18 protein-coding genes are annotated in these 22,068 nt (G+C 55.4%); 11 read left to right on the plus strand and 7 right to left on the minus strand.

Going from position 1 to position 22,068, the window contains the following annotated elements; genetic code table 11:
- Nucleotides 1-10 precede the first annotated feature (10 nt).
- On the plus strand, nt 11-658 hold the full coding sequence (locus O3C79_RS09835; RefSeq protein WP_494382964.1) for a hypothetical protein: 648 nt from the start codon (nt 11-13) through the stop codon (nt 656-658).
- A 27-nt stretch (nt 659-685) separates the two neighbouring features.
- Complete coding sequence (locus O3C79_RS09840) at nt 686-1,477, plus strand: hypothetical protein (protein ID WP_010325411.1); 792 nt, start codon at nt 686-688, stop codon at nt 1,475-1,477.
- Nucleotides 1,478-1,560: 83 nt separating this feature from the next.
- Here the strand turns inward: O3C79_RS09840 and O3C79_RS09845 are convergent, their stop codons facing one another.
- From O3C79_RS09845 to O3C79_RS09870, 6 genes are all read right to left on the minus strand, one after another.
- Entirely contained in the window at nt 1,561-2,862 is a 1,302-nt protein-coding gene (locus O3C79_RS09845) for a TolC family outer membrane protein (RefSeq protein ID WP_494382965.1), read from the minus strand.
- A 16-nt stretch (nt 2,863-2,878) separates the two neighbouring features.
- On the minus strand, nt 2,879-5,935 hold the full coding sequence (locus O3C79_RS09850; RefSeq protein WP_494382966.1) for an efflux RND transporter permease subunit: 3,057 nt from the start codon (nt 5,933-5,935) through the stop codon (nt 2,879-2,881).
- Nucleotides 5,932-6,990, minus strand: a complete 1,059-nt coding sequence (locus O3C79_RS09855) for an efflux RND transporter periplasmic adaptor subunit (protein ID WP_494382967.1) — start codon at nt 6,988-6,990, stop codon at nt 5,932-5,934. The genes O3C79_RS09850 and O3C79_RS09855 overlap by 4 nt, the downstream gene beginning before the upstream one ends.
- Nucleotides 6,987-7,619 (minus strand): TetR/AcrR family transcriptional regulator, encoded by a 633-nt coding sequence (locus O3C79_RS09860; RefSeq protein ID WP_494382968.1) that lies wholly within the window; start codon nt 7,617-7,619, stop codon nt 6,987-6,989. The genes O3C79_RS09855 and O3C79_RS09860 overlap by 4 nt, the downstream gene beginning before the upstream one ends.
- A gap of 84 nt (nt 7,620-7,703) precedes the next feature.
- Complete coding sequence (locus tag O3C79_RS09865; protein ID WP_494382969.1) at nt 7,704-8,855, minus strand: GGDEF domain-containing protein; 1,152 nt, start codon at nt 8,853-8,855, stop codon at nt 7,704-7,706.
- A gap of 59 nt (nt 8,856-8,914) precedes the next feature.
- Entirely contained in the window at nt 8,915-10,099 is a 1,185-nt protein-coding gene (locus O3C79_RS09870) for a pyridoxal phosphate-dependent aminotransferase (protein WP_494382970.1), read from the minus strand.
- A 185-nt stretch (nt 10,100-10,284) separates the two neighbouring features.
- On the opposite strand from O3C79_RS09870, the gene uvrB reads away from it, so the two are divergent.
- From uvrB to O3C79_RS09915, 9 genes are all read left to right on the plus strand, one after another.
- Entirely contained in the window at nt 10,285-12,297 is a 2,013-nt protein-coding gene (gene uvrB, locus O3C79_RS09875) for an excinuclease ABC subunit UvrB (RefSeq protein WP_494382971.1), read from the plus strand.
- A gap of 9 nt (nt 12,298-12,306) precedes the next feature.
- Nucleotides 12,307-13,059, plus strand: a complete 753-nt coding sequence (locus O3C79_RS09880) for a sulfite exporter TauE/SafE family protein (RefSeq protein WP_494382972.1) — start codon at nt 12,307-12,309, stop codon at nt 13,057-13,059.
- Nucleotides 13,060-13,105: 46 nt separating this feature from the next.
- Entirely contained in the window at nt 13,106-14,212 is a 1,107-nt protein-coding gene (locus tag O3C79_RS09885) for a substrate-binding domain-containing protein (RefSeq protein WP_494382973.1), read from the plus strand.
- Nucleotides 14,212-15,945: a sensor histidine kinase gene (locus O3C79_RS09890; protein WP_494382974.1), complete on the plus strand. Its 1,734-nt coding sequence runs from the start codon at nt 14,212-14,214 to the stop codon at nt 15,943-15,945. The genes O3C79_RS09885 and O3C79_RS09890 overlap by 1 nt, the downstream gene beginning before the upstream one ends.
- A 186-nt stretch (nt 15,946-16,131) precedes the next feature.
- The gene (locus O3C79_RS09895) at nt 16,132-17,205 is read left to right on the plus strand and encodes a TRAP transporter substrate-binding protein (protein WP_076461520.1); all 1,074 of its coding nucleotides are present in this window, start codon (nt 16,132-16,134) and stop codon (nt 17,203-17,205) included.
- 90 nt (nt 17,206-17,295) lie between these two features.
- Nucleotides 17,296-17,832 carry a TRAP transporter small permease subunit gene (locus O3C79_RS09900; RefSeq protein WP_010325423.1) on the plus strand — a complete coding sequence of 179 codons (537 nt, stop codon included), beginning with the start codon at nt 17,296-17,298 and terminating at the stop codon, nt 17,830-17,832.
- 14 nt (nt 17,833-17,846) lie between these two features.
- Complete coding sequence (locus tag O3C79_RS09905; protein ID WP_076461518.1) at nt 17,847-19,136, plus strand: TRAP transporter large permease; 1,290 nt, start codon at nt 17,847-17,849, stop codon at nt 19,134-19,136.
- 69 nt (nt 19,137-19,205) lie between these two features.
- On the plus strand, nt 19,206-20,576 hold the full coding sequence (locus O3C79_RS09910) for a cache domain-containing protein (protein WP_494382975.1): 1,371 nt from the start codon (nt 19,206-19,208) through the stop codon (nt 20,574-20,576).
- A complete protein-coding gene (locus O3C79_RS09915; protein WP_494382976.1) occupies nt 20,573-21,226 on the plus strand; it encodes a response regulator transcription factor in 654 nt (217 codons plus the stop codon). The genes O3C79_RS09910 and O3C79_RS09915 overlap by 4 nt, the downstream gene beginning before the upstream one ends.
- Here O3C79_RS09915 and O3C79_RS09920 read toward each other — a convergent pair.
- Nucleotides 21,214-22,041, minus strand: a complete 828-nt coding sequence (locus O3C79_RS09920) for an ABC transporter substrate-binding protein (RefSeq protein WP_494382977.1) — start codon at nt 22,039-22,041, stop codon at nt 21,214-21,216. The genes O3C79_RS09915 and O3C79_RS09920 overlap by 13 nt on opposite strands.
- Nucleotides 22,042-22,068: the final 27 nt, after the last annotated feature.

A 22,068-nucleotide genomic window follows, 5' to 3' on the forward strand; every position in this document is an offset into this window, starting at 1 on the left:
TCGGATTTTCATGATTTTCAAACCTGACCTAGAACAGATTAATGCCTTCTGGCAGCGTCTGGAGCAGACGCTCGATCAATTGCTGAAAAGTCAGCAAGGGGCGCAGTTCGATGCAGAGAACCTGCTGAATACTTACCGTGACAGCTTGATGAAGATCGATCGCAACCTGACCTTCCATTTCGAGCAAGAGCACGAGGAAGGCCCTGTCGAAATGATTTTCGGCTGTGATGGTTACCCGGAATCGATCCATTCTGTTCTCAGCCTGGTCGGAGCGGCTCCTGAGCTGACTGGCATCAGCGTTCGCGCCTTCAACCATCGTCACGACCCTGTTCCGTCCTGCGTCAACATGGGTGATGAATACTGCGACATTGAGGATTTCTGGTGCGCGGTCAAGGTCGTCAACGGTAAGATGCAATTGACCATCTACCTGCAGGATGCGCCCAAGATTCTGGAAATGGATCCGCGCGTTGAAGCCGTGATGATTTTCATGGACGCGTTGATCGGTGAGTATGAGCTGATGACCCGTATCTGGGCGCTGGACTGGTGCGATCTGCCCAAGGATCCGGTTGATTTCGGTTTGATCCCGCTGAGTCAGTTGCGTTCGGCGTTTGACAAACTCAAAGATGACGTAAAACCTGTGGGTATTACGCTTCACTGATTATCTATTCGACTGCCCGAGGTATCGATGAGCCAGTTGCTTGCAGACCTGATGGATCGAGTGCGCCAGCGCTACGTGCGCGCCATGCAGGATAATGGTCAACATGAGCCTTACCTGACCGCCCACCGTGTCTGTCAGTCGATGCTGCAATTGTCGCCAGCGGAGTTGTCAGAGCTGGTGGCTGAAGATCCAAAGCTTCTGTCAGCACGCGCAAGTGAGCTGGTGGAAGATCCTGCCGAGATTGAAAACCCCAGTGTCGGGGTCATTATCTGCAGTAATATTTGCGCTGCGGCCATTGAAGGCCTGCTGGCTGTTGCCGTCAATCGGGAATGGCTCGGTGTGGATGAAGAAGACCGTATTCTGGTAGACGCCTGGGAGCTGGATAATGTGCCCGAAGTGCGCAGTGTCGATTACAGCCAGGTGGATGGCCCGAATCTGGACAAGCCTGGCAACAGCCAGTTGAGCATCATGTTCAACGCAGCTGAAAGCGAATACCTCAAGCGTCTGGCCGAGGCGGCCCATGATGCTTACCAGCTGGCGCTGCAGGTATCGTCCGATTATGTTGTCTTCGCCCCCGAGGATCTGGCTCCGCTGATCGCCGAAAACCCGCTCCTGCTGGGGCTGCGTGGTGATGGACTGGTTGATGAAGAGCTGTTTGAAGGTGATCCGCCTGCCGGTCTGATCATCAGTGCGCATCTGACCGAAATGCTGTTGCAGCAGTTGCTGGAGCGGGCACAGGATGAAGGTGCGCTGGCGCTGGATAGCTCAGGCCAGGTGATTATTCCCGAGACGGAAGACGACAACCCCACACTGCACTAAAACTAACGATTGTTGTCGGGAATTCCGAGCAAAAAAAGGGCTGATTGAATCAGCCCTTTTTGTGTCCGTGGTTTGGCATCCAATCAGTTGGTTTTCAGCCACTCATCCAGAGCGTAGAGGTCATCCGGGCTCAGGGTGCCCAGCTGCAGTTTGAAACCGAACAGGGTGGATACGTGGTTGATACGCGCGGAGGCATAGTCAAAACGTGCCTGATACAGTGCCTGCTCGGCCTGCAACACATCGACCACGTTACGGGTACCAACATTGAAGCCTTCTTCAGTCGCACGCAAGGCGGTTTCTCGGGATTTGATGCTCTGAAGGCGTGCCTTCACGCTTTGCGCGCTGGTCTGCAGGTCGCGCAGCAGAGAACGTGTGTTTTCGGTCACGGCGCGATACTGGTCTTCACGGTCGTAACGGGCTGCATTCAGTCCTTGCTCTGCCTGGCGCACCTGAGAGCTGGTCGCTCCGCCGGAATAGATCGGCATGCTGAAGGTCAGGGCTACGGCGCTGGCATCATCCCAGTCTTGCTGTTGGAACTCGGACTCTGTGTAGCCATAACGGGCTTCAAACTGCAGCTTCGGGTGGTGTCCCGAGCTGGCAATCTTGGCATCACGACGGCTGATATCGACGCCCAATTCACTTAGCTTCAGCTCCAGATTGCCATCGCGTGCCTTTTCCAGCCAGGGGGCAGGGTCGCGCGGTGCAATCGGTGTAATCGGATAATCTTCACGCAGAGGGTCGACAGCGGTAACGGAGTTGCCGGTCAGGCGCTCCAGAGCTTCATAGCTGTTGGATAGTGCGCCTTCTGCGTCAATGCGCTGGACTACCGCGTTATCGAATGACGCCTGGGCTTCCTGAACATCAGTGATGGCGATCAGGCCAACCTCGAACTGGGCATTTACCTGATCCAGGCGGCGTTGCAAGGCGCGTTCCTGGGCCTGTGCTGTATCAAGTGCGCTATTGGCATTGAGTACGCTCAGGTAGGCATTCACCGTGCGCAGAATGAGCTGCTGCTGGGCCAGGTCAAAGCTGAGCTGGGCCTGCTCAGTGACAATTTTGCTGCGCTGATAACCCTGCCAGGCGGTAGTGTCAAACACGGGCTGAACCAGTGAAACCTGCCAGGCGCGGTCGCCGGCTTCCTGATCCAGCAGACCGCTGTCTGACTGGGTCAGGCTGCCGCCAGCATTTACCTGGGGCAGCAAGGCAGCACGGCCCTGGGGCAGTGCTTCCTGACCTGCCAGGTAGGACGCCTCGGCAGATTTCAATTGCGGGTCATTTTCCAGGGCCTGTCGGTACAGGTCTGCCAGTGCAGCGGCCTGCGCCTGAGGCACGGCCAGGGCGCCCGCAATGAGAACGGGGATAAGTTGTTTCTTGAGATTTTTCACGTTGCGATATTTCCCATTATCGATGTGCAGGGTCAGGCTCGACCTGAACGAAATTACGTTTACCGAAATAACTATAGACGGTCGGTATGACGAAAAGCGTCAGCAGTGTGCCGAACATCATGCCGCCTACGATGACCCAGCCGATCTGCTGGCGTGATTCTGCACCAGCTCCCATAGCCATGGCCAGTGGCATAGCACCCAGTACGGTAGCGCCAGTGGTCATCAAAATCGGACGCAAGCGCAAGGAAGCGGCTTCAACAACAGCCTCCTGGAGCGCTACACCTCGGTCCTGAAGCTGGTTGGCAAACTCAATGATCAAAATGCCGTGTTTGGTGACCAGGCCAATCAGGGTAATCAGGCCTATCTGGCTGTATATGCTCAACGAACCACCCGAGAAGTGCAGGGCTGCAAGCGCGCCTGCCAGTGCGGGCGGAACGGCCAGCATGATGATGAGCGGGTTTTTGAAGCTCTCAAACTGAGCTGCCAGAACCAGGAAGATAAAGATCAGTGCCAGAGCAAAGGTGACCTGCAGGGTGTTGCTGGACTCCTTGAACTCGCGGGACTGACCGGCGTAATCGAACATGGCATCAGGTGCGATTTCCTTGAGGCTCTGTTCCATGAATGTCAGCGCTTCGCCCAGACTGTAGCCGGGGGCCAGCATGGCCTGAATTTTCACCGCCTTGAGCTTGTCGAAGTGGTTCAATTCCTTGGCCGTGATGGTCTCGTCTACTGTCACCAGGTTGGCGAGCTGTATCATGTCGCCCTGATCACCGCGCACGTAGAGGTCGGTCAGATCTCCCGGTACGCGTCGGTCACTGTCTTCTACCTGCAAAATGACGTCATACTGCTCGCCATCCTGCTTGTAGCGTGTCAGTTCCCGGCCTGCCATGAAGGTTTCCAGCGCGCGGCCCATTTCGTTCACGTTGATGCCAACATCGGACACCTTGTCACGGTTCAGGTTAACGCTGAGCTCGGGCTTGTTCAGTTTCAAGTCCGTATCCGGCTGTGCCAGCCCGGGGTTTTCCGCCATTTTCGCCAGCATCTGGCCAGCGATGGCGTTCAGCTCTTCATAGTCACGGGTGGTCTTGATGATGAATTCAACCGGGCGTGAAATGATGCTCTGACCCAGAGAGGGCGGGTTCATGCCGAAGCTCATGTTACCGGTAACGCCACCGTACAGCTGGGGTGTCAGGCTTTCGGTGATCGCCTGCTGCTTGCGCGTGCGCTCATCCCAGTCCTGCAACCGAATGAAGGTCAGCGAGTTGGTTTCACTGGGAAAGCCGGTGACGCCAAAATAATGGGTTGCTTCAGGCACCTGGCTGACAATCTCTTCCACCTGTTGTGCATAGCGGTCAACATAGTCAACGGACGAGCCTTCCGGCGAGATGGAGAAAGTCATGATGGTGCCGCGGTCTTCTACCGGAGCCAGTTCCTGTGGCAGTTGCTGGTAGAAGTAGTAACCGGTGCCAGCGCTTGCTGCCAGCAGAATGATGGCGAGCAGGCGAGAGCGTAGCACGCGCTTCAGCAGGGCGTGGTAGGCATTGCTCAAGCCGTTCAGCCAGCCTTCAATCAGGTTGAAAGCAGCGCTGTGGCGTGTTTCATGGCGCAGCAATCGCGAGCACAGCATGGGAGACAGCGACAGGGCGATAAACGTTGATACCACCACTGAACCCGCCAGCGTCAGTGAGAACTCGGTAAACAGCTTGCCGGTGCGCCCTGTGCTGAAGGCAACAGGGACGAATACAGCCACCAGCGTTGCTGTCGTGGCAATAACGGCAAAGCCGATCTCCTTGGCGCCCTTGAACGCGGCCTGAATCGGGCTCAGGCCTTCTTCCACGTGGCGGTATATGTTCTCCAGCATCACGATGGCATCATCCACCACCAGGCCGATGGCCAATACCAGTGCCAGCAGGGTGAGGGTGTTAATGGAAAAGCCCATCAGCGCCATCATGGCAAAGGCACCAATCAGCGATAGTGGAATGGTCACCACCGGGATCAGTGTGGCCTTGAGGTTACGCAGGAAGAAGAAAATAACCAGTACCACCAGTACCCCGGCCTGCCAGAGCGTGGTGAATACGGATTTGATTGACTCTTCGATAAACAGGGAAGAGTCATAGGCAACCTTCACGTGCATGCCTTCAGGCAGGTTTTGCTCAATTTCCTTGAGCATCTCCCGAACTTCCGAGGAGACGTCCAGAGGGTTGGCGGTTGACTGCTTGATCACACCCAGTGCGACGGCAGTATCACCATTGAAGCGCGCGATATTGCGCTCGGATGCCGGTGCGATCTCCACGTTGGCAATATCGCGTACGCGGACCGGGTAGCCGTTGTCATTGCGGATGATGATGCGCTCGAACTCTTCAACCGTGTTCAAATCGGTCTGTGCCAGTACGGTAAATTCTCGGTCGCGGCTTTCGATACGGCCGGCCGGAATTTCCACATTCTGCGAGCTGAGGGCTGACTCAATATCCTGCGGCACGATCTTGTAGGCGGCCATTTTCTGCGGGTCCAGCCAGATTCGCATGGCATAGCGGCGCTCGCCGGCCACCATGACGCTGGCCACGCCGGGTACGGTTTGCAGTGGGTCCTTGACGCGGTTTTCCGCGTACTCGGTGACGGCCATGGTGTCGTGAATTTCGGAAGACAGAGCCAGCCAGATAATCGGCTGGGCGTCGGCTTCTGATTTGGCGATGACCGGCTCGTTGATATCGTCGGGCAGGTCCCCGCGTGCGCGGCCTACACGGTCGCGCACTTCACTGGCAGCATCGTCCGGGTCACGTTCAAGATCAAAGGTGACCGAGATCTGGCTGGATTCAGATCGGCTGACCGAAGTGATGTAATCAATCCCTTCAATGCCGGACAGGGAGTCTTCGATGATCTTGGTGACCTGGCTTTCGATGATAGAAGCGCTGGCACCGGGGTACACGGTTTCCACCGAGATGATGGGAACATCGATCTTGGGATACTCACGCACGGTGAGGCGATCGTAGGCGATCAGGCCTAACAGCAATACCAGCATGCTCAGCACGGAGGCGAGCACGGGGCGTTTTATGCTGACGTCGGAGAGAATCATGCGTCCTTGCCTGTTTCAGACTGAGGGAAAATGGGGGTAATCGGCATGCCAGGGTGCAGCTTCTGGTGGCCGGCGGTGACCACGACAGCGCCAGGCTTGATGCCGGTCAGGATCTGCACATCGCCGTAACGGCGGGCGCCAGTAGTGACCGGAACCAGCTGAACCTGTTGCTGTTCGTCCATTTGCATTACCAGGGTTGTGTCGCCGTCCAGAATGAGGGCCTGTTCAGGTACCATCAGAGCCTGATCATCACTGCCGGTGGGGATCACAATGCGCACGAACAGGCCGGGCTTCAGCATACCGCTGGTGTTAGGTACACGGGCGCGAAGGCTGATGTTGTGGCTGTCCGGGTTGGCTGAAGGCGCGATGGCGTACACTTCGCCTTCCAGCTGCTGGCCATCGAGTGCATCCACGATCAGGTGGATAGTCTGCCCGGTGCGCAACATGCTCAGGTGGCGCTCGGGTACGCTGAACTGCACCTTCAGGCTTTCGGTATCTGCCAGCTCAACCAATGGCTGTCCCACGTTGACAAAGTCACCCGGGCTTACCTGGCGCAGGCCGATGGTACCGGTGAAGGGAGCGCGCACGGTCATTTTATCCAGTCGAGTCTGGGCCAGAGCCAGTTCGGCCTGGTCGACTTCCAATTGTGCCAGTGTGGTGTCGCGCTGGGTTTGAGAACCTACGCGTTTCTGCAGCAGGCTTTCAGCGCGCTCGTACTCAAGTTGACTCAAGCGTACGCGGGCTTTCACCTGTTGCAGAGTCGCCTGGTAGATAGCGCTATCGAGTTTGAAAAGTGGTGTGCCTGCGGCCACTTTCTCGCCTTCGTTAAACAGGATTTTACTGATGCGGCCGCTCTGCTCAGGGCTGAGGGTGACTGCTTCATTAGCTTCGAGGACGCCAACAGCGCTGATGCTGCTTTCCAGGCGCTGTGCTTCAACACGCACGACCTCTGCCGGTAAGCCGGAGGGTTTGCCGGCATCAGCATCTTCTTCAGCCATCAGGGGGCTGCTGGCCAGTGCCAGGCTCATCACAAGTGTTTGGGCTAATCGTTTCATGTGCTGCTCTTGGGGGCTGTTGTTATCTGTTGGGCTGGCGGCAGCAGGTGCTGCCACAGCATCTCAATGGCTTGGTACAAGGGTGTCAGGCTGTCTTCTGTGCGCATGCGCAGGAGAGCACCCTGCCAGTAATCCCATATCAGTGCGGCCAGTTGGCGGGGGGAGAGGTCGGTTCTGACACTTCCTTCTGCCTGGCAGGTCACCATATCTTCTTCAATCAATATCAGTACGCGTTGAATAGCCTGGCGAATCGCTTTACGAAAAGCGGGTGAAGCCAGGCTCATTTCGCCGGACAGGTTGGCGAGCAGGCATCCAAGGCGTTCATGCTCCTGGTCGAAATCGTCCAGCAGGCGATGAAGCATAGTTTGGATCTTGCTGGCATGGCTGCCTGTGAGTAGCTTGAACTCGCTATCCCAGCGATCGATTTCCAGGGCCTGATAGTGCTCAACGACTTCGATGGCGTAGGCTTCCTTGCCTCCAAAGTAATTGTAAAAGGAGCCCCGAGAGACCTGGCAGGCCTCCAGAATCATGCTGAGGCTAGTGCCATGAAAGCCATATTGCTGAAACAAGGTGTGCCCATGTTCCAGCAAGGTTTCGCGGCTGTGGGATGGCGGGCGGCCTCGACTCATAATTAAACCGATCATTCCATAAAAAGCCTATTGTAGACTCTGGACTGGTCAGTTCAATATCTTATTGTTGATAATATACAACACTCAGTTGCTTGATTTGGCTTTTCTTAGCTGGCTATCAGCCAGCAGTAATAGTTCGTCACCGCTACCACGGGCCTGGCTCAGGGCGGCTGTGCCATAGCTCGAGTGGAATGGTTGACCAAGCGCTTTACTCATAAGTGCATTAATTCGCTCCAGTCGCTCATGCAAAGGGGGAGAGAGGTCATCGTGATGGAACAGAATGACAAACTCATCACCGCCGAAGCGGAACAGTCGGTCGCTGGCGCGGCAGATATGTCGTAAATGGTCTGCGAATTGGTGTAATACATCATCACCAGCACGTTGGCCCTTTGACTGGTTAACGGCTGACAGGCCGTCTATATCGATCATGGCCAGCAGGAAATCCTGATTATGTTCACGGTACTGGTGCTCGCACTGTTGCAGCAGGCGGTCCAGTGCTTCCCGCGTTGCCAGGCCGGTCAGGGTGTCACCGGGAAGAGTCCGGGCTTGGTCGGTGTCTTCTACACGGCTTAACCAGGCCGTGGACAGCTGGATACAGTGTTGAACCAGTTGCAGACTATTGGCCAGCGGTGTCGAGCCTTCGCTGGGCTTGCCCAGCCAGAAGTGGCCGAGAGGGTTGCCTTCAATGCTGTCTACTCGCAGGGCGAACCAGCTGTCTTGATCAGCTTCATCTTCATGAATCAGGCAGGCCTCGATATTACCTGTATAGAGCCGTGCAGCCGGGTCGCTGTCGAGGTTGAGCGTCTTGGGCGCCTGATATTCGCCTTGACGGTAGTCGCCCACGCGTACCAGAGTGTTGTCAGTACTCAGCTTGACACCCTTGGCTTCGCTCCAGCCAAGGTGGCGGGACAGGATCTCGGGCAGCGCATAGAAAGGATCGCTGCCTTGCTTGAGTTTATCGAGCAGGGCCTCAGTTAGCGTACGGTTTAGCTCAAGATCAGCAGGCGGTGCAGGAGTGGTCAGGCTATAGGCCTCAACCTCTACCCGTGTGAAAACCCGCCCCTCGATAAGAGTGCTGCGTCCCTGTTCACTGCAGGCCCAGTGCGTAATTGCGCGTTTTTCCTGTTTGGAAAGCTGGTCAAAGGCTTTGTTGTTCCATTTGGCCGAGTCACGTTTACACACGAGTGCGGGAACAGGGTTGGTGGCAAATAGCTGGGTGAGGAGGGCGTCTTTCATGGGCAACGTACCTGTTGCAGAAAAAAAGCGCCCCGATCAGTGTCGGGGCGCGGGTGGTATCAGCTCAGAGCTGCTTTGATGCGCTCAATGGCGTTTTCCAGGACGGAGAGGCTGGTGGCAAAAGAGAGGCGCATGTTACCCGGTGCGCCAAAGGCTGAGCCCGGCACCAGTGCAACACCTGCTTCCTTCAGCAGGAATTCCGCCAGAGCGATGTCATCGTCAAACTCCGTTCGGGATTCGATCACCTTATGGAAGCTTGGGAAGGCATAGAAGGTGCCGTCAGCACGAATACACTCAACACCGTCGATTTCATTCATGGCATTGACCACGAAATCATGGCGATGCTTGAAGGCATCAACCATCAGGCCGACGCAATCCTGCGGGCCTTCCAGGGCAGCCTGGGCCGCTACCTGGGCGATTGAGTTCGGGTTGGATGTGCTCTGAGACTGGATCTTTTTCATCGCGCCGATCAGCTTGGCCGGACCTGCCGCGTAGCCGATACGCCAGCCGGTCATGGAATAGGCCTTGGAGACGCCGTTCAGTACGATGGTGCGGTCCTTCAGCTCCGGGCAGGCGTTGACGATGTTGCAGAACGGCTCTTCAGTGAAGAGGATGTGCTCATACATGTCGTCAGTGGCAATCAGCACGTCCGGGTACTTGTTCAGTACTTCACCCAGTGCCTTCAGTTCCGCCATGGAGTAAGCGACACCAGAAGGGTTGGATGGGCTGTTCAGTACAACCAGGCGAGTTTTCTCGTTGATCGCTTCATCCAGCTGCTCCGGGGTGATCTTGAAGCGCTGCTCCTGAGTTGTGGTCAGGATGACAGGTTTGCCTTCGGCCACCAGCACCATATCCGGGTAGGAAACCCAGTAAGGTGCAGGAATGACGACTTCATCACCCGGGTTCAGCAGGGCAAGAGCAAGGTTGAAAAAGCTCTGCTTGCCGCCGCTGGAGACCAGAATCTGGTTGGCTTCGTACTGAAAACCGTTCTCGCGCTCGAATTTTTCAATAATTGCCTTTTTCAGCGCGGGAGTACCATCCACGGCGGTATATTTGGTGAAACCGTCCTGAATGGCTTTGGTGGCAGCTGCCTTGATGTGCTCTGGGGTGTCGAAATCCGGTTCCCCGGCGCCCAGGCCAATAATGTCATTACCCGCAGCGCGCAGTTCGGCTGCACGGTTGGTCACCGCCAGGGTGGGGGAAGGTTTGATACTGTTAACGCGGTTGGAAAGTTGCACGTCCAAGCCTTGGTCCTCTCTAAATTCGGTGCAAGGTATCCTTCAATGCATAGCCAGATGAGCATACAGCATTAGTACGCATTGCTGAACGCCTGTATGTAAAAAACCCTTAACTTTGGGGGCTTCGGGCGAATGTTTAACCCTTCGCGGGTTAGCGCGTATACTTGCCGGTTCGTTGTCGGAGGGTAGAGATGAAGCAAAGGTTCAGGGTTCAGTCGGCATTCGAGCCGGCCGGTGATCAGCCGAAGGCAATTGAGGGACTGGTGGACGGACTGGAGTCCGGTCTGGCGGCCCAGACGCTGCTGGGTGTAACCGGTTCGGGCAAGACGTTTACGGTGGCAAACGTGGTTGCTGCTGTCCAGCGTCCAACCATTATCATGGCACACAACAAGACCCTGGCGGCGCAGTTGTACGGGGAGTTCAAGGAGTTCTTCCCCGATAATGCCGTCGAGTACTTCGTTTCCTACTACGACTACTACCAGCCGGAAGCCTATGTGCCGGCCTCCGATACATTCATCGAAAAAGATGCATCCATCAACGACCACATTGAGCAGATGCGGCTATCCGCCACCAAGGCGCTGCTGGAGCGGGACGATGCCATTATCGTAGCCACGGTATCGGCAATCTACGGCCTGGGTGATCCCAAATCCTATCTGTCGATGATGCTGCACCTGGACCGTGGAGATGTGATCGATCAACGTGATCTGTTGCGACGCCTGGCGGAGCTTCAGTACACCCGAAATGATATCGAGTTTCATCGTGGCACCTACCGTGTACGTGGAGATGTGATCGATGTCTACCCGGCCGAATCTGATAAGGATGCGATTCGCATTGAGCTGTTTGGTGATGAGGTCGACCAGATTGCCTGGTTCGACCCGCTGACCGGCGAGGTGTTGCGTAAGGTGCCGCGGGCAACGATCTACCCGAAAACACACTATGTCACGCCCCGCGAGACCCTGCTTGAGGCGACAGAACATATAAAGGTCGAACTGCAGGAGCGGCTTAAACAGTTGCGCGACAACAACAAGCTGGTGGAGGCTCAGCGACTTGAGCAGCGAACCCTGTATGACATCGAAATGATTCTGGAGCTGGGGTATTGCTCTGGTATCGAGAACTACTCCCGCTACCTGTCAGGGCGCGACCCTGGCCAGGCTCCGCCTACGCTGTTTGATTATCTCCCGGATAATGCTTTGCTGGTGATCGATGAATCTCACGTCACCGTGCCGCAGATTGGTGCCATGTACCGTGGTGACCGCTCACGTAAGGAAACGCTGGTTGAATACGGCTTCCGCCTGCCGTCCGCGCTGGATAACCGTCCGATGAAGTTCGAAGAGTGGGAGCGGATTTCACCGCAGATGATCTTTGTCTCGGCCACTCCGAGCAAGTATGAAGCTGCCAATGCTCAGCAGATTGTCGAGCAGGTAGTGCGCCCCACCGGGCTTGTAGACCCGGTGGTGGAGATACGGCCTGCCAGCACTCAGGTGGACGACTTGCTAAGCGAAATCAATAAGGTGGTCGCTCGCAAGGAACGTATTGTCGTTACCGTTCTCACCAAGCGTATGGCGGAAGACCTGACCGAGTACCTGGCTGAACACAATGTGCGTGTGCGCTACCTGCATTCGGATATCGATACCGTTGAGCGCGTCGAGATTATCCGTGACCTGCGTATTGGTGAGTTTGATGTCCTGGTGGGGATTAACCTGCTGCGTGAAGGTATCGATATGCCTGAGGTTGCGCTGGTAGCCATTCTGGATGCAGACAAAGAGGGATTCCTCCGCTCCGATACGTCCATGATTCAGACCATTGGGCGTGCTGCGCGTAACGTGAATGGCCGCGCAATTCTGTATGCTGACCGGATTACGGGATCCATGCAGCGTGCCATGGATGAAACCGAACGGCGTCGTGAAAAACAGCTCGCCTTCAATGAGGAGCACGGCATTACACCCAAGGGTATTCGCAAATCGGTGGCGGATATCATGGAAGGAGCACAGCAGATTCCGGGCAAACGGAATAAGGGCTCCGTGCGCAAGGCCGCTGAGGCTGAGGGTGAATACAATGTGGATATGGCCAAGCTGTCTCCGGCAGAACAGGCGAAAATGATGGTGCGCCTTGAGGATGAAATGTACGAGGCGGCCCGTAATCTGGAATTTGAAAAAGCAGCGGCAATCAGGGATGAGCTTGAGCGCCTGAAGCACAGCGGATAAGGAGTCCATATGGTGGACTGGGAAATACTGCAATGGATTGTCCTGATTCTGGCAGGCTATCTGGCAGGGGTGTTGAATTCGATCGCCGGTGGCGGCTCCTTCCTGACTTTTCCTGCGCTGGTATGGGCCGGCGTGCCGCCCATCATGGCTAATGCTACCAGCGCGGTCGCGGTGTTGCCGGGCTATCTTGGTGGCGCTTTGGGCTTTCGACAGGAACTACGTCAGCTGACGCGGCGCCAACACCTGCAGATGTCAGTGGTAGGGCTGGTCGGTGGTCTCCTGGGCGGTGCGTTGTTGCTGGTTACACCGGCAGAGCTGTTCTCGCAGGTGGTGCCGGTATTATTGCTGCTGGCCACACTGATGTTCGCTTTCGGCCAGACTCTGCTGGCGCGGATTCGGCGCAGTAACCAGCCGGTGGCTTTGCTGCCAGGTCTGTTTGTTGTGGCTGTGTACGGCGGTTACTTCAATGGTGGCCTTGGTATCATGTTGTTGGCCATGTTTGCCGCAGCCGGCATGACCAATATGCTTTTGATGAATGGACTCAAGAACTGGATATCCTTCATCATATCCCTGATCTCGGTGCTGGCTTTTGCAGTAGCCGGGAAAGTACTCTGGGCCGAGGCACTGGTGATGATGCTGGCTGCTACACTGGGAGGATATCAGGGGGCGCATCTGTCCCGTATACTGCCAGCTGTTTGGGTTAAGCGTTTTGTGGTGCTGGTGGGTCTGGTAATGACGCTGGTGTTTTTGATGCGCTCCTGATTGAGCCTGATAAACACCTGGAACGGCAGAAAAGGAAAATATGGACATGTCTCGACTGCTGTCTACAGTGTTTGTGTGCTTGCTGAGTCTTTCATCCGGAGGGCTGGCGTCAGCTGCCAGTCTCAATGATTACTGGCAGCATCCGGAATTCTATCAAGCATACCCTGAACAGTTACTCTGGCTGGATCAACTATCCGCAGCCGTGCGGGCAAACCCGGTTCCCATCGAATACGAACAGTCGCGCCCCATCCGTATCGGCCTTGTGTATCCCTCGCACCAGTCGTCCAGCTACTGGACCAATAATGAAAAAGCCTTTCGCAAGCGCCTGCAGCAGCTGGGTATGCGCTATGAGCTGAGAGCAAGGTACACCACCCCCAGTACAGAACTCGGTGAGCAGGTCGCTCAGATACATGAACTTCTGCAATGGCAGCCGGACTATCTGGTTTACACGCTCGACTCTGTCCGACAGAAAATGATTATTGAGCGCATGATGCTGAACCAGAACACCAAGCTGATTCTGCAGAATATCACCACGCCGTTGAAAGCCTGGGGCGACCAGCAACCCTTCTTCTATTCCGGTTTTGATCATGTTGAGGGCGCCAGAAGGCTGGCCGAATATTTGTCTAAGCGTTTCCCGGAACAGGCACGATATGCGGTGCTGTTTCGCGGCAAGGGCATGATCAGCCAGATGCGTGGGACAGGCTTTATCCAGTCGGTATCGGACAGGCACAAGCTGGTCGCCAGTTATTACACTGACTCAAGTCGAGACAGTGGCAAAAATGTGGCACAGCGTCTGCTATCCGAGCACCCTGAGTTGGACTATATCTATGCCTGCTCCACGGATGTGGCATTGGGGACACTGGATGCGCTGAAGCAGGAGGGGCAATTGGGTGAAATCGTGCTCAATGGCTGGGGTGGTGGTGCTGAAGAGTTGGAGCAGCTGCGCCGGCATAAGCTGCAGGTCGTATTAATGCGCATGAATGATGACAGCGCTATCGCCATGGCTGAAGCAATCAAGCGGGATCAGGCAGGGCAGCCGGTACCGCTAGTGTATTCCGGTAACTTTGTGGTGCTGGATGAGGAAACAGGTGAGCATAACATCCAGAGATATGAGCGCCTGGCGCGTCGCGCCTCACAGGAGGCTGGCGACTGATGAGAAACCCGCGCTTTCGCACCCTCACGTTCACGTTGCTGTTGTTCCTGTCCTTTACGCTGCTTGCCATTTTTTCCGTTACCACCTTTATGCAGGCCAGTGAAATCATTGACCGCCAGTCGATAAGCTACGCGAACAGCCTGGCGCTGCGTTATGAGGAACGATTGCAGGAGTATCTGAAGCGGGTTGAGGCGGAAGCGCATGCCATGAGTGCGGATGCATCCCAGGTCAGTGCGCTTTATCGAGGTGACCTGGAAGCCTTTCGTAATAACTTGCGGCGTTGGGAAGAGGGCTACGAGCAAATTCATTACGACTTCTCGGTGATCTCTTTTCCCGGTCAGGGGCGTTGTCAGCTGTCACGCAGCTATGTGCCTGAGCTGAGTGGCCTTGAGTGCGAGCACTTGATCGAAAAACATGAAGGTGCCAGCTACCAGGGCTGGATGGTCATGGCGGTGGATGGCGAAACCCTGGCGGTGTATTCCATTCCGTTGGACCTGGCGACCAGTGGCAAGGTGGTAGGCCAGCTGTTGATGGGGGTGCGTCTGGCGGGAAATGCCCATTTGTTGAACCAGATCATGTCGGCTGCCGACCCTTTGCACGCGCTGCAGCTTAACCTGAAAGAACAGCGTCTGACACAGCTGGTGATGGATGATGAGGCTGGCTCCCGTGGCTTTGTCCAGGTGGAATCAAGGGGCATGACCACGCTGGGCCCGGATCTGTATCTGTCGTTGAGCATCAACGACAAGGGGCAGGCCGCCTTGCGTCAGGGCCTGGGGTATACACTGGTCTATGGTGTGGTGCTGGCGCTGCTGGTATCACTGCTGGTGGCATTCTGGCTATCCAGTTCGGTTGATCGTCAGCTGCAGCAGTTGATTGGCTTTACCCGACTGGCGAATCGCAGCCGTAATGCCAGCTGGAAAGAGATGCAGATTCGTGAGTTCAACCAGATTGGTCGTGAGGTGGGCGAAATTGTGCGCTGCCTCAAACTGCGAGAACACGAGCTGGAAGAGGTAAATGCGGAGCTGTCTACCAGTATTACCGAGAAGCGCAGCATCCTTCAACATCTTATCCAGACACAGGAAAATGAACGCAGGCGTCTGTCCAATGAACTGCATGATGATATGGCCCAGATGTTGGTAGCCGTAAAGATGAATCTGCAGCTCCTGCGTGACGAAATGGGTGATTTCAAGGGCCAAAGCCAAAACCTGGATCAGGCTGTGCAGCTGGTCAACACCATCTATGACAACGTCTATCACCGTATCAGAACACTGAGGCCCTACGAATTATCCGATTTTGGTCTTGGAGTCAGTTTAAGTGGGTTGCCGGCCATTCCCATACTCGAGCAGATGGACTACGCGGTGGAAATGGATATTCGTCAAGAACGGCAGTTATTGCCGGAAGTGACCTCGCACCTGTACCGCGTAGCTCAGGAAGCTCTGTCCAATGTAATCAAGCACGCCAAGGGTACCTACGTACTGATTCGGCTACGTGATGAGGCCGAAGGTTTGCGGCTGGTGATTGCAGATGATGGCGTCGGGGCTGAAAACCTGGCGAGCAGGCCCGGACAGGAGCAGGGCGGTTTTGGATTGCTGGCAATACGCGAGCGAGCGGAATATCTGGGGGCTGAGCTGACGCTCAAGCTGGATGGGGGCGTCAGGGTTGAGCTGTTTATCCCGGCGCAATATGCCTACGCTCATACTGGTGATGAGCCGGACCAGGTCTGCTCTGCATAGTGCGCATATCATTTCTACGTAGTACTACTTAGTTGTCTGCGGTTGCTACGTATAGGTCTGCGTAGTAAATGCACAGATGTGCGCAGTTTCACGAATGTTTTTATCTGTTCTTCATGTCGATACTGTCCAGTGCCGGTAACACGCCTCGCGCGCCGGCCGACAAACAACAGAGGATCGATAAAAACAATGTTCAAACTTACCTTTGCAAAGAAAGTGATGGCGGCTGCCGCTTGCGCGGCTGTGCTGATCAGCCCCGCTCAGGCTGCCGAAAAAGTCTACAAACTCAAGCTGGCTGAAACCTGGCCCACCAACTTTGGTGTGTTCAGTGAACCTGCTCGCCGTATGGCTGACCTGGCCAACAAGATGTCCAACGGACGTCTGGAGATTCGTATCGACACCGCCAACAAGCACAAGTCTGCCTTTGGTGTGTTTGACATGGTACGTGCCGGTCAGTACGACATGGGTCACTCTGCGTCCTACTACTGGAAGGGCAAGGTACCGAACACTCTGTACTTCACCACCATGCCGTTCGGCATGACAGCGACTGAACAGTACGGCTGGTTCTACTATGGCGGCGGCATGGAGCTCATGCAGAAGGTCTATGAGCCGTTCAACCTGATGTCTTTCCCGGGTGGTAACACCGGCGTCCAGATGGGCGGCTGGTTCCAGAAAGAGATCAACTCCATGGAAGACCTTCAGGGTCTGAAAATGCGTATCCCGGGCTTTGCCGGCGAAATTCTGGCAAAAGTGGGTGCCAACCCGACCAACATCCCGCCGGGTGAGCTGTACACCTCCCTGGAACGTCGCACCATCGATGCACTGGAGTGGGTAGGCCCGTCCATGGACCTGCGTATGGGCTTCCACAAAATTGCACCTTACTACTACACCGGTTGGCATGAGCCGGGTACCGAGCTGCAGTTCCTGGTCAACAAGCGCACTTTCGAAAAGCTGCCGTCTGACCTGCAGGAAATCCTGACCACTGCCATGCGTGTTGCCGCGTACGACATGACCATCCAGTCGCACCATGAATCCGGTGAGAACTGGGCGACCATGAAGGCTGAGTTCCCGAACGTGGAAGTGAAGTCTTTCCCGGATGAGGTTATCACTGCGCTGCGCAAGGCTAATGATGAACTGCTGGCCGAGCACGCTGCCAACGACGAACTGGCGAAAGAGATCCTGGAGTCTCAGGATGCCTACATGGGTACTGTACGTCAGTGGACCGATATTGCTGACCGCGCTTACCTGAACAGCTTCGAGTAATCGATGTGGCGGGGCTGGCGCCTGTCAGCCCCTCTTTATGCCGGCTTGCGCTGCCAAGCGACACCGGGTCCGCAATTGCGAGGACGATACATGTTTCTGTTACGCCTTGAGCAGACCATCAACGCCTTTTCCGACTGGCTGGGCAAGATCTCGGCTGTCCTGTTCGTGTTGATGTTGTTCAACGTTTTCTACGACGTCATTACACGCTATTTGTTTAACAATGTTTCCATCGGCATGCAGGAGCTTGAGTGGCACCTGTTTGCTGCCATGTTCATGCTGGGTGTGCCCTTTACGCTGCGCGCGGGCGGGCATGTACGCGTGGACCTGATTTACGAAGGTCTGAGCCTGAAGAAAAAGGCCTGGATCGACCTCTTTGGCACACTGACCCTGCTGTTTCCGTTCTGCATTCTGGTTGCCTGGTACGGCGTCGATTTCGCACGTGAATCCTTTGAGCTGGGTGAAGGCTCGGGTGACCCGGGTGGCCTGCCTTATCGGTGGGTAATAAAGGCGGTCATTCCGTTTGCGTTCTTCTGTACGTTTATCAGTGGTGTGGGCCTATTGCTGCGCTCCATCAATACCCTGAATGGCCATCACAAGAGTGATGACTACATTCCGACGCAGCACTGATCAGGGGTGATTCGATGATTGGTATTACAATGTTCTTTGTCGCCCTGGTGATGCTGTTGATCGGCTTCCCGGTGGCGTTCATTTTTGGTGGTGTGGCGCTCTGGTTTGGTGTCTACGCGGAAGGTCCGGACATGTTCGCGTTCATGCCGTTCCGTATCCAGAGCATCATGGAAAACACGGTACTGATGGCGGTGCCGCTGTTTGTATTCATGGGTATTGTGCTGCAGAAGACGCGTCTGGCGGAGCAGCTGCTGGAATCCATGGGTAAGCTGTTTGGTGGTGTGCGTGGCGGTCTGGCCATCTCCACCGTACTGGTAGGTGCGCTGCTGGCGGCCTCAACAGGTGTGGTGGGTGCGTCCGTGGTTGCCATGGGCCTGATCTCGCTGCCGGTTATGCTCAAGTATAACTACGACAAGAAGCTGGCCTGCGGCACCATCTGTGCGTCCGGTACCCTGGGTCAGATTATTCCGCCGTCCATCATTCTGATCATTCTGGGTGATGTCATGGGGATTCCGGTAGGTGACCTGTTCCAGGCAGCTATTGGTCCGGGTCTGATCCTGATTGGTGCCTATGTTGCCTATATTCTGGTGTACACCTACCTGAAACCTGAAGCTGCGCCTGCGCTGCCGATGGATCCGAACGACGGTACCCGTAACCAGCAGATCTTCAAGGCCCTGAAAGCCATCATCCCGCCGCTGGCTCTGATTCTGGTCGTACTGGGTTCCATCTTTGCCGGTATTGCGACTCCGACCGAGTCGTCCGCGCTGGGTGGTGTGGGTGCGCTGCTGCTGGCGCTGATTTATGGCCAGTTCAGCTGGAAGATGGTGTTCAGTGCGGCATCCGAGACCGTTAAGGTTACTGCAATGGTCTTCGCGATTCTGCTGGGTGCAACCGCATTCTCCATGGCCTTCAGCTATACGGGCGGTGAAGAAATTGTTGAGCACTATCTGTCGAATCTGCCGGGTGGTGCCATGGGCTTCCTGCTGCTGTCCATGCTGGCAATCCTGATTCTTGGCTTCTTCATCGACTTCGTGGAAATCAGCTTCATTATCGTGCCGATCCTGCTGCCTGCAGCAGAGATTCTGGGGATTGCGCCGGTCTGGTTTGCCATCCTGATTGCGATGAACCTGCAGACCAGCTTCCTGACACCGCCGTTCGGTTTCAGTCTGTTCTATCTGAAAGGGGTGGCGCCGCCACAAGTGCGGACGCTGGATATCTACAAGGGTGTGGTGCCCTTCATTATCATGCAGGTGGCGATTGTCGTTTCCATCCTCCTGTTCCCCGAATTCTACGGTCTGGTATAGACTGTATGACAACAGGCCCCGCTTAGAGGGGCCTGTTCGTATCTGTTGCTGCCATCACGTGAGTCTGCAATGCCCCTCAAGGTCAAAATTCTATTGTTGTCTCTGATACCCATGCTGCTGGTTACCTCAACGGTGGCCTGGATTGGCATGAGTCAGGCACGGCAGTTATCCGAAGATGAAATCCAGCTGTTTGAAGAAAACCTGTTGGCGTCGAAAAAGCGCGAACTGAAAAACTATGTCAGCCTGGCGATGACCTCAATTGCGCACATAGTCGAGAATGCAGAGCCAGATGATCTGGAGGCCAAGCGCGAAGTTAAACGTATCCTCACGGATATGACTTTTGGTCAGGAGCAGGACGGCTATTACTTTGTCTATACAATGGATGGTACCAATCTGGTGCATCCAACCCTGCCTCATCTGATTGGACGGAACCTCTATGACCTCCAGGATGCGCGTGGCGATTACCTCATCCGTAATCTGCTGGCCCGAGCAGAGCAGGGTGGCGGTTTTCACAGTTACTTGTGGCAGAAGCCTTCCAAGCAGGACTATGAAGAAAAGCTGAGCTATGCGGTCAAGCTGGAGAGATGGAACTGGATGCTCGGTACTGGCCTGTACCTGGATGACATTACCCGAGATGTCGCCAAGATTCGCGAGCAGGTGAATCGCAACATTCGCAACACCTTCTTTACGGTCGTGGTGATTATGTTGGTGGCAGTGCTGTTGGTGGTGCTCTTGGGTGTCGCCATCAATCTGCATGAAAACCGGCTGGCGGATAGTCGTCTGCGTCTGCTGGCACACCGGTCAATCCTGGCCAATGTGGCTGATCGTCGGCGTTTCTCCCGCGAGCTTCACGATGGTATCAACCAGCTGATGGTCTCAGTGCTGTACCGTATCGAGCTGGCGCAGAGAAAGCTGCGTAATAAGGATGATAGTGGCCTTGAAGACCTGGAGCAGGGATATGCTGTGCTCAATGAAGCGATTCAGGAAGTGCGCCGCATTTCGCATGACCTGCGGCCAACGCTATTGGATGATCTGGGGCTGAAAGCGGCTTTGGATGGCCTGTTGCAGCGCTTTACCGAGCGCACCGGGATTCGCCTCAAGGTTGATATGCGCTTGCCGGACACGCCCTTGCCTGAAGATGTGGAAATTACCCTCTACCGTCTGGTGCAGGAAGGGCTGACCAACGTTGAGAAGCATGCCGATGCCAGCTGGCTTAATTTGGGGCTGTGGCGCCAGGGCGGTGCGGTTTGGTTACGTTTGCAGGATAATGGGCGCGGTTTTGATACCGACGTGCTGGAGCGTTTTGAGGGCATTGGTCTGCGCAACATGCGTGAGCGTGTGGAGCTGCTGGGCGGAGAATTCAAACTGCTGTCAAAGCCGGGCCAGGGTGCCATACTGCTGGTGGGCTTGACGTTGCAACAAGGACAAATAGATTCATGACCACATTGATTCGCGTATTGCTGGTGGATGATCATCCGCTGGTAATCGATGGTATTCAGGCACGCCTTGAAGATGAGGGTGGAATTGAAGTCGTCGGGCGAGCCAGTAACGGCCAGGAGGCGGTTGATGTTGCTCAGCAGCTCCAGCCTGATGTGATTTTGATGGATATTTCAATGCCGGTTATGAATGGGCTCGAAGCCACGCGGGTGTTGCAGGAAAAAATGCCGGAAACACGCGTTCTGATCCTGAGCATGCATGATAATCGCGAGTACATGGTGCAGCTGATTCAGTCGGGGGCGAAAGGCTATATCCTCAAGGATGTGTCGGCAGCCGAGATGGTCAGTGCGGTTGAGACCGTCTACCGCGGCGCCACCTATTTCAGCTCAAGTGCGTCTCAGACACTGTTCAGTCAGTTTGATCAGGCACCCAAAAGCAACTCGCCAGCAGCGTCAGCTCTGACTCGGCGCGAGTCGATGGTGTTAAAGCTGTTGGCGGAGGGGCGTAACAACAAGGAAATTGCCAAGGTATTGGGGATTTCTGTCAGGACCGTTGAAACGCACCGGCAAAACATCAAATCAAAGCTGGATATACATACCGCGGCAGGGCTGACACGGTATGCGATCGAGCATGACCTGGTTCAGTTATCCTGAGCGCCCATAACGGCCGGCATCAGGTCGTAACGCCGGGCGGCTGCGTTTAGTCGCCCATCATTTTTTACCTCACGAACAAATTCATTGATGCGTGCCAGCCATGCAGGTTGCTCTTTTGCGATAGCATAGGCGTACTTGAAGGGGCGGTCAGTGATGTCTGCTGTTGGTGATATAACGCGGGCCCAGTCATAAAAGCGCAAAACCTTGCGCGAGTATGGGTAGTCAGTCAAAAACAGGTCGGCCTGGCCTGACATAACGGTCTGTTCGCGCTCACGCGGGTTACGCACGACCAGCATGTCGGTTTCGGGCAGGTTGTGTTGCTTGAATCCCTGCATATAGGTGCCTTCCTGGACGCTGACAATAACGCCGGGCTGGTTGATGTCCTGCCATTCACTGATGGCGGCATGCGTCCGAGTGGTGACGGCATAGATCTGACTGGCAAGGTAGGGCTCGCTGTAATCGATATGCTGTTTGCGCTGTTCGGTAATGGCAACGCCGAACATGGCCAGGTCGCAACGGTCATCCTTAAGGTCCTGGATAAAACGGCCAAAGTGAGTCTCGACGAAAGTCAGAGAGACATCGAGATCATTGGCAAAGGCATGAGCCAGATCGATATCAATACCTTCAAGTTCACCGGTTTTGGGGTGGCGGGCACTGATGGAAAAATATTCCGGCCATATGCAGACACGCAGTTCCCCTGTAGTCTTGATTCGTTCAAGGCGGTCATTATTGAGATCCTGTGCGGCAAGGGTGCTGGCAGCGCAGGTTAAAGTGGCCAGAGCAAAGAATGAGCGTAAGCGATAGAAAGGATTCACGCGACCTCCCGGTTCAACTGGGGTCTG

It is taken from the genome of Marinobacterium sp. NO-S09 (assembly GCF_059179545.1).